11 protein-coding genes are annotated in these 15134 nt (G+C 44.7%); 9 read left to right on the forward strand and 2 right to left on the reverse strand.

All coding sequences use genetic code 11. From position 1 onward, the window contains the following. The first annotated feature begins 65 nt into the window (after positions 1-65). Entirely contained in the window at positions 66-419 is a 354-nt protein-coding gene (locus LVD17_RS00100) for a winged helix-turn-helix transcriptional regulator (protein ID WP_233763796.1), read from the forward strand. Positions 420-563: 144 nt separating this feature from the next. Here the strand turns inward: LVD17_RS00100 and LVD17_RS00105 are convergent, their stop codons facing one another. Next, positions 564-1457, reverse strand: a complete 894-nt coding sequence (locus tag LVD17_RS00105; RefSeq protein WP_233763797.1) for a hypothetical protein — start codon at positions 1455-1457, stop codon at positions 564-566. A gap of 409 nt (positions 1458-1866) precedes the next feature. Here LVD17_RS00105 and LVD17_RS00110 point away from each other — a divergent pair, with 409 nt between their 5' ends. Then, positions 1867-2025, forward strand: a complete 159-nt coding sequence (locus LVD17_RS00110; RefSeq protein ID WP_233763798.1) for a hypothetical protein — start codon at positions 1867-1869, stop codon at positions 2023-2025. A gap of 138 nt (positions 2026-2163) precedes the next feature. Next, positions 2164-3513, forward strand: a complete 1350-nt coding sequence (locus LVD17_RS00115; protein WP_233763799.1) for a tetratricopeptide repeat protein — start codon at positions 2164-2166, stop codon at positions 3511-3513. Positions 3514-3520: 7 nt separating this feature from the next. Here the strand turns inward: LVD17_RS00115 and LVD17_RS00120 are convergent, their stop codons facing one another. Next, the gene (locus tag LVD17_RS00120) at positions 3521-4006 is read right to left on the reverse strand and encodes a helix-turn-helix transcriptional regulator (protein WP_233763800.1); all 486 of its coding nucleotides are present in this window, start codon (positions 4004-4006) and stop codon (positions 3521-3523) included. A 115-nt stretch (positions 4007-4121) separates the two neighbouring features. Between LVD17_RS00120 and LVD17_RS00125 the strand changes: the two genes are divergently transcribed. From LVD17_RS00125 to LVD17_RS00150, 6 genes are all read left to right on the forward strand, one after another. Next, positions 4122-4505 carry a hypothetical protein gene (locus tag LVD17_RS00125; RefSeq protein ID WP_233763801.1) on the forward strand — a complete coding sequence of 128 codons (384 nt, stop codon included), beginning with the start codon at positions 4122-4124 and terminating at the stop codon, positions 4503-4505. A gap of 8 nt (positions 4506-4513) precedes the next feature. Further along, entirely contained in the window at positions 4514-4729 is a 216-nt protein-coding gene (locus LVD17_RS00130) for a hypothetical protein (RefSeq protein ID WP_233763803.1), read from the forward strand. Positions 4730-4797: 68 nt separating this feature from the next. Next, positions 4798-5043, forward strand: a complete 246-nt coding sequence (locus LVD17_RS00135) for a hypothetical protein (protein ID WP_233763823.1) — start codon at positions 4798-4800, stop codon at positions 5041-5043. An 84-nt stretch (positions 5044-5127) separates the two neighbouring features. Then, the gene (locus tag LVD17_RS00140) at positions 5128-5442 is read left to right on the forward strand and encodes a hypothetical protein (protein WP_233763807.1); all 315 of its coding nucleotides are present in this window, start codon (positions 5128-5130) and stop codon (positions 5440-5442) included. A 5-nt stretch (positions 5443-5447) separates the two neighbouring features. After that, positions 5448-5705 (forward strand): hypothetical protein, encoded by a 258-nt coding sequence (locus LVD17_RS00145; RefSeq protein ID WP_233763826.1) that lies wholly within the window; start codon positions 5448-5450, stop codon positions 5703-5705. Positions 5706-5780: 75 nt separating this feature from the next. Continuing rightward, entirely contained in the window at positions 5781-15125 is a 9345-nt protein-coding gene (locus tag LVD17_RS00150; protein ID WP_233763828.1) for an RHS repeat-associated core domain-containing protein, read from the forward strand. Positions 15126-15134 lie beyond the last annotated feature (9 nt).

The raw sequence follows: 15134 nt of genomic DNA on the forward strand, positions 1-15134 counted from the left end.
AGTTGCAATACTATATATAGTTTTTTACCTTTGCAATAACGGTCAAAAATGATAGTATAAATTATATGGAAGAAGCGGCACATAAAATGCTTAAATTCAAGGGGAATGAATATCCATGTTGTGCAAGTTTAACAATGGGAATAATTGGTGGGAAATGGAAAACTGTTATCCTCTACCATTTAATGGATGAAAAATTGAGGTATAATGAATTGCGAAAAATGATGCCTACTGTGACAGAAAGAACTTTAAGTTTGCAACTGAAAGCGCTTGAAGAAGATGGATTGATCAAAAGAAAGGTCTATACTTCAAAACCACCTTTAAAAGTTGAGTATTCACTAACTGATTTTGGTAAAACTTTAATTCCCTTAATTAAGTCTATTGCAGATTGGGGTGATTTTGTCATTGAGAAATATTCATAGCTGATTGTGTTTTTAGCTTGTTGCCAACAATTGAATATGTGCAACGTTGCACATATTCGCACTATATTCTTCCTAATCTAAAGGATTTTTAATACCTGTCAAAGAGCTAATTGCAACATGCCTATAAATTTCAGTAGCCTGGTTTTACTCACCAGCCACCAACTTCATATTCTCCACCACCACCATCATCCCTCCGGGAGCATTGAGCCTGATACTTTTATAATTCCCTTCCACCAGGTAATCAATAAGCTTTAACCCCGAGTATGCAGACTTCTCCAGTAGCCGTACGCTGCCATCAGGAAGGCTTACTTCAATGGTATTGTATTCTCCGGAACTTATGATTTGCAATACTTTTAGCTCAACGGTCGAGAACAAATCGATTTCATTGATAATAAGCCCGACTTTCGGGTGAGCGAAGAACTCCCTGATGATCCTGGTGAGGGAAATATTAAAATGACTTTCATAAAGGATCTTCTCTCTAAGTTCTTCGGGATAAATGCTGACATCGTTATTAAACAACGGGAGCCAACCACCATCACCAAATATCAGCAGGTTGACAGGCTCTTTGCTAAAAATGGCTTCGCTGACCAACAGCTGAAATAGGTTGAACTGTTTACTGGCTTTTTTTCTTTTTACCCCAATCTTAATAACCTCAATCAGCTCGGTCATAGAAGAACCATCGCCCCAATCATCCATCAACTCCTGCTCCATGCGAATAAGGCGCTTCATAATCAGAAAGTCTACATGGTAGAAAAGCTCTTTTTTCGTGCGTTTAAGTACCTTGCTTTTTATGCCAATGCCTTGAATATCATCCAACACCCTAATCCATACGAATTCAAGGAAATTAAACCTTCGATGAATGCCTTTGTTTTTTCTGGGGGTTATGATTAACTTTTTCGAATCCCACGTATCTATGGTACGATTATGCACGCCTGTATCCGTGACAGAAAGTATAGGCTCCGAATTGAAAAGGCGATTAAATTGAATGGCCTTTACCGTGCCTGCAATTGAAAAAATATTTTCCAGTTTTTGTAGCATAAAGCAAAAATACAAAAAATGTATTTTTGCTTTTGCATTTATGGGATTTTGTGTCATTTTAATAAGAAATAACCTGTTTACATGTATAACCTAGTAAATAATGTACTCGTGAATTAGATTTTGGCTCAACCACCAGATGTAATTTTTTCTTCAAGTTTTTAATATATCTAAACGAAACAATCTCCTAAAAACAGTATTAGTACACCAGTTTAATAGACTCTGAAAAAATTAATTAATATCTAATATCCATATTTCAAAAGCACTTACGAAATATGAGTACATCGAAGCTTGGCAAACATAGAATAATTGCAACAGCTTAATTACCAACGTAATTAACACCGTTAAGTCACATGATATATTTGTCCTGAAACCCCTACGTTTGTAACTGAAAATCAAAATGTAAATAACCATGAATGCCAAAAAACTCTTAATGATCGTTCTGTTTGCAACCTTCGGAAGTCTTTTAATGTCTTGCAGTGAGGAAGAGGTTGAGCCAACTATAGAATTTCCAAAAGCGCTTGCAACGGAAGGAGATAAGGGGCATGAGGAAGGTCCAGGAGGTCTATAAGTGATGAAGTAAAAACAAGATATGGAAATTTTTATCGTACTTATGTAAGGTTTAGGTCCAAAAAAATAAATTGGATATAAAAGAATATGTCCACTTTTGCTTAGATGAAATTATTCTAATCAATCTCTAAATATTTTTATGTTGACTCCTAAACCTGCTATAGTACTCCTACTCTTTTTTCTATTAATTTCCTGTAACAACGACGAAGCAGATCCTCTAAAGAAAGCCTCTGAGGATCAGGAGTTAGAATCTACCTTTGAAAAATTTCAAAACCAATTTACAGATCGTGAAGTAGCTTATAATTTACTTGCCCGTGTTAAAACTGTAGCCGAAGCCAAGGGCAATTACGAATATCTGGCCAAGTACTACGCTGGCTATGGTTACTTGAAAAGACAGGAACTGCATTATGATCAGGCTGTTACATCTTATCAACAGGCTTTAGAACTGTATGAGGATTTAGGTGACTCTCTTCATCAAGGTTGGGTGCTTAATAACTTAGGTTATGTTTTTCGATTAGGCAATATGCCCGAGCAGGCGCTAACCTATTTTTACCAAGCTGAGGGTTATTATGAAGGTATAAGCAGGCAGGATAAACTTATCGGCCTTTATGAAAATATCGGGTTGATCTTTTTAGACCATGATGATTATGAAGTCGCTGAAAAGTATCTGCAAAAAGGATTATATCTCAGTCAAAAGTATGACAATAGTGGAAAGATAGCTGTTTTTAACAACCTCTATGGGAAACTATATTTTAAACAGGGTGACTATGACTTGGCAAGAACATGGTATCTAAAAGCTTTAGAATTTGTGCAAGATAACCTTCAAAGAGCTTATACTTTAGGAAATATTGGAGAATCATACCTGTTGGAAAAAAAGCCTGATGCCGCAAAGGAATGGAATACCAAAGCTATGCACATAAAAGAAAGCATTGAAAATGCAGACATAAAGCCAAACCTCAACTATATGGGTATGTATCAGGCCCAAAAAGGCAAATACAAGGAGGCCTTGGCTCTGTTTGACAAAGTGGTAAAGCTTTCCGAAGACAACCTACTAGAAAAGGAAATGGCCGTTGCCATCAAGAATATCCGCGGAATATACAACGACCAAAGCCAACTTCGTGATGAAAAGGCATTCGAGAGATTGCTCTATTACTCTGACCTGTTACAACAAAGCAATGAATTGTTGTTAGAACTGCAGAAGGAGCTTAGGACACTTTATGATCAAAGCCTGATCAAAAAGGGAGTAGCAGACTATGCTGACTTGGTTGAAAAGAAAAAGCAAGAGGAACAGAAGGCTATGATACAGACAGGTTCCGGCGCGTTTATCATGCTAACTTTGGTTCTCGTGTTTTTCGGTGTAAAAAAACTTAGGAGAGTAAGCCTGCAGCGTGAGACCTACAGGACCAAAATTGATCAGGATAAAAAGATGGCCAAAGAATTAAAAGAAGAAATGATCCAAAGGGGTATTTTAGAAAGCGCAGAATCTTAAATTAAAATCAGTTCGTAAATGACTCCATTTGCTCAATGTATTTGCCGATTTTCTTGATGACGGGCTTAATGTTTTCAAGCTCGTCTTTGTATTTCTGAGCATCCTTTTGCCAGGTTTTGACCTGGCCCTTTAAATCTTGTATTTCTGCTTTTGCTTTATCGATTATTTCAAGGGCCTTCATCGACAGGGTAGAAGAGTTAGTGGCTGCCAACTCCTTAAATTCTGCTATTTGTACCTCCAGAGAGCGAGTATCACTATGTTGTTGCTTTAGTTCATTGGATGAGAAAAACAACTCATCAGTAGAAATCCCAAAAATACGAGCCAAAACCGGCACATAGTTAACCGGGATTTTGCGTTTCCCATTTTCATACCGGGAAATAGCGTGCCTATCGCACGATTCACCTGTTATTTCCTCTATTTTCTTCCCAAGGTCAGCCTGGGACAAATCATTTAAAGTACGAAAATGTAAAACTTTTTCGCTAATTGTTGTCATTTCGATCACAATTATTATATATTTGTAAAGTAGGATCAAAATTGATCATACGGATATCCAATTCATGTGCTGCCAAAAGCAGCAAATCAAATATATGCAAATAAAACCAATTGCCATGTACCGTTCATTAAAACCTCCGACACTGGAAATGGGTAAGGCAACACCCCATTTAATCTCTGTAAAAAAAGCATTTAACCACATCGAAAGAACTCCACTCTGCTGGCTTGCCCATGAAGATTTAGAGGAGTTTTTTGATGGAAACAGTGTATGCAGTGGACTGACTTTCCATGTAATAAACGGAAAGATAGTTTTCATTGCTGATACTCAGAAAGAGCCTGTTGCTGTTGTTCATTTCGATCAAGCGATTGGGTTCGAAAGGCCAAAAATCACGACTATAGTAGAACCATCCGAAAACATGAGTGTCAGACGCAACAGAAAGCCTATCCGTTATTCTTTAGGGTACCTTAAAGAGAAATTATCCAGGGTTAGGCGACGCTAACAGCAATCGTGGGAATACCACTTATCATTTGGCGGCTCATGCAGTTGGAGGATTTAATTGCCTCCAAAAGTACAGGGACATTGGAAGAGCTTGCCGCGAAACTTGAAATGAATACCGAATTAACGAAAGCATATATAGGAAGCCTGGCAGAAATGAGGGAATGCAAAATTGAGTACGATGCCAGGTGTTCAAGCTTTGTCTTTGTTGGCCCTAATTGGGTTTAGGTTGACGGGTGACGGGAGGTGCAGTAAACTGTACCTCCCCAATGCCTTAACTGATTTACAGATCGAAAATGAAGGAATGTATATTTTTAGAGCGCATAGAGCGCATGGACAAGCTCATTCAAAGGCGTAGTGCCGGAAGAGCAGAAGACCTTGCCAGAAGGCTGGATATATCCACCAGAAGCGTATTCAATATGCTCAGGATTATGAAACAGGACTTCAATGCCCCGATCGTATTTGACAGAGGCCTGAACACCTACAGATATAAAACCGAAGGCAGCATAGTGGCGGCCTTCGTAGCAAAAGAAAAAACATAACACACTCTGTCTTATGTGTTTGAGTTGGGCCATCCGCGGGGAGCAGCAAGTGTCTCTCCCGGGTGCCCATTAAACTATGAAACTATGGAAAGAAAAAACAACCGATGGGAAGAATCGGTAGAACGCTATGGCCAGCTATTGGACGCCGTTAACGACCTGATCCGCCACACCAGCCAGCTGGCAAAGTCTTACGAAGACACCAACATGGGATTTGCCCACCTTATCTATGAAAAAGGCCTATACGAGATCATGAAGAAAGCCAATACCCTGCAAGACTACGAAAGAAGCTTCGAAATGATGTACTACAGCCTTAAAGGACAGGTAGAGCAACTCAAACACCTGCGAGGCGTGCTGCAAGTGATCCTGATCAAAGACCCGGTCAATATCCCGACAAACTAAAGTACATGAGGATTTTTGATTACACCCACCGGCTTAAAGGCAACTACTTTATCTATGTGAAGGACAAAGTAGTACTCATGGACACAGAATACCAGTCCCTCAGACCGTCGAGTTTTTCCTTAAGGCTGTTTTTTCGCCTGAAGCGCTGGCAGCTATATGAAATACCTCCTGGGAGTGCCCTATATCAGGATTTATTGACAGACTATATACAACTCGTTGATAATCTAATATTTATGAATAAATCGCAGTTTAAGTATGATTAAACTTATTTAAACTATAAAAATTATATCTATATTCGCCATCCCCAAAATTAAATTTATCTCAACCTTTAATTAATCATGAAACCTACGAAATTCCTGATTGCATTACTCTTTTGTGCATTATCCATAGACGCTATTGCCCAGGGCGATGCCCCAACACAAGCCCCGGAAGCGGGCTTTCAGCTTGGCAGCGACATTACTGGTGGTGCCGTAAGCGCTGTCAACCTGTTTACAGGAGAAGTCAGTTTTCCTTTAAACCTCGTATCCCTTCCCGGTCAAAACGGGATTTCCCCCAATGTCAGCATATCTTATAATTCCGCAGGTGTCAGCCGGCAAGCTGCGGTTTGGAACAGGGACGCTCCCGCCGGGGTGATCGGCTTGAGCTGGCAGATGGATTTCCCGAAAATCATTGTAGATCACAAACAAACCGGTACGCGGGAAGATGATGATTTTTACCTGATGGATGGCGGGGTCAGCCAAAAACTTGTACTGACCAGGAACGGTGCTACCCAGCATTACACTACAGAACAAAAATCAGCGACAGCCATAACTTATAACCCTGCGCTTGAAGAATGGAAGGTAATAAGCGGAGATGGCGTGATCATGACTTTCGGTAATAAAAACAGCAACCGGAATACTATCCAGTGGGTTGTAAAGCATGGTAATTGGATTGGCAGCAGCACACGCAGCACTAATTCCTCATCGATGGCCTATATCTGGAACTTGTCCGAAACCCAAAACCGCCTCGGCGATAAAATGACATTCCGCTATGAAGAAGCAAATCAGTTAGCCGGTGGCAAAAAACAAACAGAGACTTCCTATCTCAGCCAGATCGCCGGGCCGACAGGCGCTAAGATCAATTTTATCTATGCCGATAAGCAGGCGGGCGAATATGTAGAACCTCATCAGGAAAAGGCCGAACCGGATGCCTACCAGGAAGTTTATCAAAAAAGATACCTGCACCATATCGATGTGATCAACCCCTATGGCTTAAAGCTGAATACCGTGGGCTTTACCTACGAGTTGCTCGGGGCAGGGCATAGCACCAAACGCTTATTAACTTCAATTAAATCCACCAACAGCTTCGGAGAAACCTCGCCCGGTATTGCGTTTGAATATGAGCGTTCAGGTGGCCTCATAGGCAAAATATCCTCTATCACCGGGGCTATGGGGGGCAAAGTCAATTACCATTATGCACCGGTTACGCTTTCACATTCGGAGCGTTTTAAGAGTATAACAGCACCCGCCGGTTATGGGGCTCCTTCGGTATGGCAGGGCAATAATTTTGTGCTGGCGGGCTGGCATGAGCTGGATGCTGACGGCAAAGCCAAAAAATCCGGTGCGGCATTCAAGCTACAGGCCCACACATGGGATGGAAGATGGATCAGCCGGGATATCTTTAATATCAACAACGTAGTTTATGAATATGGAAGCTACAGGGATATCCAGGTCGTGGCTATGGGGGATTACTTTGCCTTTCTGAAAAAGACATCCAGCCAAAGCTATTCTTTTTATGCGTATCATAAAGACCCGCAGCGCCCCGGCGAATGGGTAAGCTTCGGGCAAAGCTTTGACTTAGGCGGCGGACAGCCCACCCTGATGGGAGGAGATAACTTCGTGGCCGTGGGAGAGCGTGAAGATGGTGACCTGCACATCATCACCTGGGATGGTCACGGTTGGGAGAAAAAGGTTATAGCCTATGCAGGCAATAAAGAGGTGTTTAACTACACGGCTGCCAACAACTACATCATCCGGCATAGCACCTACGGCAGCGATGATGTGGAACTATACCATGTTAATGGTAAGCGGGAGTGGACGCGCAGCAAATTTCCTGAAACTTATGAAGTGGATACACATCCCGACGATTTGGTACGTTGGTACGCCTCCAACTCTTTTGCTGTATTGATCGGTGAAAGCTTATTTCTAAACAGCAACAAGTTTATCTTTAATTGGGACGGGAATTACAATGTCAACCAGCGAACCGACATAGACATACAGGACAATGATGCCATTATAAATATCGTAGGAAATGACCTGGTTGCCTTTAAATTTCCTCAAACGCAGATCAAGGCCTACCGCTATGACGGCGGGCAGTGGAGAAGTACTTCGGGCATGCAATATATATATGCTGCCTTCAGCGCCCCTTCCTACGGTGAGGATATCATTCTTTATACTGATAAGGATAGCGGTATTGGAAAGCGCAATATTTATAATCCCAACACGAGTACCTGGAGTGGAAGTGTAAATTTAAGCAGTAGTGGCTACCAGCAAATGGCCGGGCCTGATGGTCTGTTTTATAACAACTATAAATTTTACAAACGTAAGGCTGATGGCACCGTATCGCAGCTGGCAACAACTTCTAATACCTCTTTGCGTGGCAAGCCCCATTACGGCATCGGCATGGAACCTTTCGCCATCTACACGTCAGGAAGTGACAGCTATATCCAAAAGTTTGATAATGGCGAAGATGCAGGATTGATCACACTAACAGGCCGGAAAATAGATGGCCCTCCCTGCGATGGCTTTAACCTGCTTTCCCGCCAATATGTTAACGGACAGATCATTGCTTCATATAACGGCAGTTGTCCTGACCGGGCAACGAACCTGCAACTTAGCTACCTGGCAGATGGTCAGGTTTCAGGGCAGATTACGCGACAGGTGGTCAGCAAAGTAGAGGTCAATGACGGGTACCAATCAAGATATACAGCCTTTAGCTATACCACTAACACGGCCAAGGCGGATGTGAGCGGTATAACCGCGCAGTTTAATAAGGCAAGGGTTATTCCGGGAAGTAGTAGCGCTTCATCCACGCCATACGGTTATACGGACACGTATTTCTTTAATGGGTTAAGCTCTGAGGAAAGCAGCCTTCCGTTTCCGGATGAACAGGCCAACCCCGGTTTTAATTTAGGCACATTGATGGGGACGGCTTATGCTGCTTACGGCTATGATAAGGAAGGTAATAACGTTTCGGTCAGCAAAACCACCTATAAAGGATTTTTATACCTTAATTATAATGAGGCCGGAGGCTTGCAATACCAGTCACGTTATATCAGGCCTGTTCATCAATATAGCAAGGTAGATGGCCTGAGTACCGAAACCCGCTACACTTACAATACTGAAGGGCAGAAAGCCACGATGGTGGCTGAAAACTATAACAGCTCCGGCAGTAAAGATGTCATCACCACATCCAGTAAATACTGGTGGGAGGCTTATGATCCTAACCTCACAGGTACATTCCTTGGGCCGGTAGTGCAGACCAGTGAAAAAGTGAACAACACGACAATTGCCAGCACGGCGACCCGCTGGAAATCCCATACCGGAAAAACTACAGCCCCGATGCCTTACCGCAGCTATACATGGAAAGGTACCGGCTCACCGGATTTCAGTGCCTGGAATGGTGATCCGTCAACGTCTGACTGGCTCATCACAACCAACATCACCGAAAGGGACCGGGACTTTAATATTGTCAGCACCAAAGATATGGATGATCGCTACACCACCAATGTCTATGACCACTATGGTGTTCAGGTTGCTACTGTTTATAATGCAGCCCCCGCAGAAGTGCTTTGTGCTGATTTTGATGATCATGACCTGATCAACAGTTCGGGAAGCTGGACGGGCACGTCTCACTGGCAATTTGACAATGGGACAATGAAATTTGATAACGCCTCCCAGAGCGCCAACCTTTACAGCAATAAAGCTGTCAGCACCTCTAAAAATCAGATTGCGGAGTTTGATTACAAGCTGGTCCACGGCACTGGCTACCTGGCCTATCATTTTGGAAAGCAATCGCCGGCGCACGCCCCTCAAAACTCAGGCTACACGGTGCGCATCTACAGCGATGCCATTAAGGTCTATTACACCGGAACCCTGCTTGAAAGCTACACCTTTGCCAATGATAAGAGATGGCACCACCTTACTGTACGAAAGGGTGGTAAGATTAAGGTGATGCTGGATGGGGTGAAAATCATAGAAACCCTTGCTTCTTATGCTTATGGAACGTACGACGGGATATATGCCACCTCCGGCAAAATGTATACGGATAATTTCAGGCTCTACCCTGAAGATGCTTATGCTACCAGTACTTCGTTTGACAAAGACCATCTCTATGCTACCGCCTCCATCAGCAGTGAAGGGCTGATAACGCGGAAACTATACAATAGCCTTGGCTATGCGGTGGCTTCCATAGGCATTGACGGTACACCTTTTTCAACCTCTGCCGGGTATAACGGCTACCGCGAAACAGGGAGCTTCAATACCGCAGACCCACCCAGTGCGCATACCACCACCATAAAGGCCAAAGATGGGATTTATGAAGATTTTGCAACAGACAATCCGCACTGGAAATATCAGGAGAATAGCAACGGGGCAACGCCTGTATTTAAATTTGAAAATGGTGAACTGCACGTAACCAGTAGCGGTGGTGCAACCAATGGACAGGCCGATATCTATTATCTGGATATGTCAGGAGAGCTAACGGGCAATGTAGGTGTTGAATTTGATGTGCGTATGACCCAGCCCGGCAATAACCATGCTTTGGGGCTGGCCCTGGGCGGCGATGGATGGGACTTGCGCAATGGAAGTGCTGAAAATGCCGTATGGCTCGATTTCTCCGCTAATAAGTTGCAAACCCATAATGGCCAGTGGAGCACTATAAAAACAAACCTGGAAGCAGGCACCACTTACCGCATCAAGGTCGTAGTCAATACGGAAAGGGGCACGGCTGATTATTTTGTGGACGGGAGGCTTTATCTCAACGACCTGCCCTTAAGGGCTAACACCAGCGGTATCCAAAAGGTTGGCTTTCTCCATTACAGCTATGGAAGCGCCAGTGCATATGCCGTCGATAATGTGGTCGTCTATGCTGATCCTATAGAAAGCACTACCTACCTGGATGCTGCGGGTAAGGTATTGCAGCAGCAGGGCAAGGAAAGTGACACCACTTTATTGGTCAGCCAGCAGCTTTATGATGCGCTCGGACGGGGCGATGTCACGGCAAAACTTACGCGGGTAGCAGGGGATTTCGGTTATCGTCAGAATTTTATCACAAACTATAACCGCGGTAACGGCTACATGTATGGTGAGGTAAGGGACCTGAACAATGACGGTTATTACCCTTACAGTGCTACCCGGTATGAAACTTCACCGTTAGGCAGGGTTTTAGAACAAAGCAGCCCCGGCACTACTTATAAGTTGGGGTCGGGTAAAAATGGAAGTATTGAATATCTCACCACTTCGGATATTGATCTGGGCTACGCCGGGGGTAAATACAGCGTGGTAAAAACTATTTCTCCTGATGGTAACGAGCAGATTACCATGAGGGATCTGGCAGGCAATGTAATTTTGGAAAAAGCCGGCCCGGTTACCGGTACGGACCAGGAGCCCCATTATACAAATAAAACCGTAACGAGCGGGCAAAGCCATGCGTTTTCAGTTCCCTTCAGCAGTGAGGTAAGCTATGACTATGCAGATGTGGAGACGTATAAGACGCGGGTAAAAATAGGCACCACACCGGGCGCCGGGGATATTGTGGATGGAGAAGTTAACATCTCTGGCACGTTTCAGGCGCAGGCCAATAAGACCTATTACGCAACGGTAGTTTTTGAACTGCCGGAACCGACCTTATATTATGATCTCGATTGCACCACGATTATCGAATATAATCCGAAGTACTGCTTTGATGAGAACAATTGCCGGATATTATGCGTCCCGGATATTGTCTATTACGATTATGATTGCAGCACGCCGATAGACTATGATCCTGATTATTGTTTCAATGCGCAGAATTGCCGGATCAGTTGCGGGCCTACACCGGTCAGGTATTACGATTATGATTGCCGTACGCCTATTGCCTATAATCCTGACTACTGTTTCAATAACAAGTATTGCCGTATTATGTGCCCTGCGCCCTCGGTGGCCGATGCCCGGGCAAGGCAGCTCAACAATAAATCATACCTGAAACTGACATACGCTGATGGTAAAGTTTGGGTGGATGGCCATACGATCTATACCACGACTACTTATAAGTATGACACTTATGGTCACCTGGTTAAGGTCTATCCGCCCAACTTCCACAACCCGCCGAATAATGAGGTGGACAGGAATGCTTATATCAAGACATATGCTTATGACTTCTTAGGCCGGGTGAAACAGCAAAACGGCCCGGATCAGGGGACTACAAAGTCTGTTTATAATGAGAATACAGGCCGTCTGGTCTTTTCTAAGGATGGCAATGGTACGATCAGCTATTTAAAATATGACCGGGAAGGCCGTGTGATTGAAAGCGGTATCTATACAGGGACATGGAATGAAAGCACTCTTCAAAGCCTGGCCAATGGCGCTGGCCCGGCGGCTTCCGACACGAAAGCAAGGCAGCATCATACCTATGAATCCGCTTTGGGCGATGATATTTTCCACCGGGGGGAGCTGATCAGGACAACAACCTATTACGAGGGTAACAATGATGTCGTAAACGAGTATTTCACGTATGACCGGTATGGCATGAAAACCAAGGGGCTGCGGGTTAATGACTACAGTGAAGAAACGGTAACGCTCAGCTATGCGAGGAATAATGTCGGTTCCCTGATTGAAGAAGTGGTGCCCGGTTTGGGTACACTTACTTATGGTTATGACAGACTGGGTAGGCTGATTGCCATTGGTGAAACCGGTGCGCCTGAAGCCTACGCTTCTTATACCTACGGGCTGAATGGCGGGCTGAGCCGGGAGAAGCTGAACAACAACAGCTTTGTCCGTAATTTCAAATATGACGGCACGGGTAAGCTGGTACAGATTGATGATCCGTATTTCAGGGAGGATATCAGCTATAGTAATGGCTATGGCGGAGACACTTATCATTCCGGACTGATAGCCCGAACGACTTATAACTATAAGGACATCACTACCCTGGACGGGGTACCTGCCACCTATCATTATGCGTACCGCTATGACAAACTCGGCAGGCTTGTGGTGAGTGACAACAGTGCGGATAATAATTGGGACATCGGGGTCGGGAGCCCCACCGGCTATGATCCTAACGGCAATATCCTGAGTATAAAGAAAGGCAGTACACAGCAACATTACAGCTATTATAATAACACCAACCGCGTAAGCCGCATTTCCGGCAGTACGGACCAGTTCAGCTATGATGCCAATGGTAATATTACCAGCTCTCAGACCAAACAATTAAGCGACATAACTTATGACAGCTATTTCAATAAGCCTTTAAGCACTGTTTATGAGGGTGGTGTGGCGCAATACCGCTATAGGGCGGATGGTGAGCGCGTGATGAAGACCACGGTCCCTGCTGATGGCAGTGATACACATTATACCCTGTATGTCAGGGGCATGAATGATTACCCAATGATCGAGAAGGAGCGGATTGATGCAGGGGACTGGCATACGAAGTATTTTGTTTACGGGCTTACGGGGCTGATCGCTTCTAAAACGGTAACGGCTTATGCCAACGCGGGCTTCGCGCCGAGTACCGCTACTTTTGAAACGGATAAACGGGCAGATGAAGAACAAGAGTTTGGTGAGTCTTATCGCCAGGCACCTATCGTCAATGCCAGCCTTTTCAATGCCACGAAAGCAAAGGATGCATCTTATGCCCTGAAGCTTACCGGGGAAGCGGGTAAGAAAGTCGGGGTAACGAAGATGCTCCAGCTCTATCATGGTGATACGGTAAAGATGACTGTATCGGCCAAGTACCTGAAGGCTCCTGAAAACAACAAAAGTTTTGTACCTGCGGCATTGGCGGCGGAGCTGGTGCAATCGCTTGGCATCCCTGCCGGGGCGGAAGGTAATTTGTTTCAGGCGGCTTTTGAAAATGCGCTTTCCATCGGGGCAGCAGGGCTACAGGCAGATGAGAAGGGTGTGCCTCAGGCGTTCCTGAATTACATCTTTTTTGATAAGCATATGAACCCGGTAAGCTATGGCTATAAACCGATTACCGAAGCGGCTTATGAGGATGGCACCGGTCGCAAACATGAGGTTATAGAGCTGGAGATGGTGGCCGACCGTGAGGGGTTTGCGGTGGTCTATGTGAGCAATGAAAGCCGCGAGTATAGCGAGGTGTATTTTGATGATTTTTCGGTGCAGCAGGTTTCCGTACCGCAGGTGAAGTTTTATAGCAGAGATCACCTGGGCTCTACGCGGGTGGTGGTCACGGCAAGTGGTACAGTGGATGCTCGCTATGATTATGATGTACTTGGCAATATTGTAAGGCAGGAAGAAGGGTTTATTCCCAATGTTTACCGTTATACCGGCCAGGAATATGATGCGGAAACGGGCCTGCATAATTACAGGGCAAGGTTTTACGACAGTGACCTGGGCAGGTTTTATGCTGTAGACCCGCAGGGGCAGTTCCATAGCCCTTATACGGGCATAGCAAACAACCCGGCCAACTTTACTGACCCGTCAGGTGAAATCGTCCCCTTAATTGCGATTGGTATTGGGGCGGTCATTGGCGGTGCTATCAATGTAGCAATACACTGGAACAAGATAGACAGCTTCGGTGATGGTATGGTGGCCTTTGGTATCGGTGCCGTGGCCGGGGCAGTAGGTGCTGCCACCGGGGGAGCGGCTTTTACGGCCATGGGTGGTGCAGCGGCAGGAGCCGGAGGCTTTATAGCAGGGTCTATCGGAGGTATGGCAGGGTCGGCTGCGTCTATGCCAATACAAAGTGTGGGCAATACCTTGTATTTCGGTGATCCTTATTTGACAGCTAAAGACTATGCTATTGGTATTATAGCCGGTGGGCTTATTGGAGGAACTTTTCAGGGGATTGCCGCTCTGCGTCATGGCAAGCCCTTCTTTTCTGGTGAGTTGACAACGCCAAGCCCATCGGTAGCGCCAACCGTACCTACTATTGCCAGACCTGAAATTCCTGATACTGAGCTTTTACCTATGCCACTGAGCGAGGTGAAAAAAGCGCCATTGGCCAGCTCAGCACCAAAAGCGGCTCTGCCGAAAGATCCGCTCGGGGCAAATGGAATGAAGATTGGCGGTGGTGATTTCCTCGAAAATACTTTATATTTGGATGAGGTAGCGGTAACGGCTAAGGAGGTCGTCAGAGAGAGTGTTCCGACAGGAAGATTCTATTCTGTTGCGTATGAGATGTCATTAAGATCGAAATCTTATCCGGGGATTTCAAGGTATATGCATTTTAAAGAAGCAAACATTGCTTTAAATAGTGCATTGAAATCAAATCGAATGTTGAGCGAGTTGGGAATTGACGTTCCTAAATCTGCCTCAGGCTCGATAATTGGTAAGTCTCCCAGTGGATGGACATGGCATCATAATACTAGTGAAGGAGTTATGCAATTAGTTCCAAAAAGCCAGCACCCAAGTATTCCTGGTGGTATCTTTTGGGAAACAATGCATCCAGGTGGCGTTGGAGGTTATTCAATTTGGGGAAAATAAAATTTGAAA

This window comes from Fulvivirga ulvae (genome assembly GCF_021389975.1).
Taxonomy (GTDB): domain Bacteria; phylum Bacteroidota; class Bacteroidia; order Cytophagales; family Cyclobacteriaceae; genus Fulvivirga; species Fulvivirga ulvae.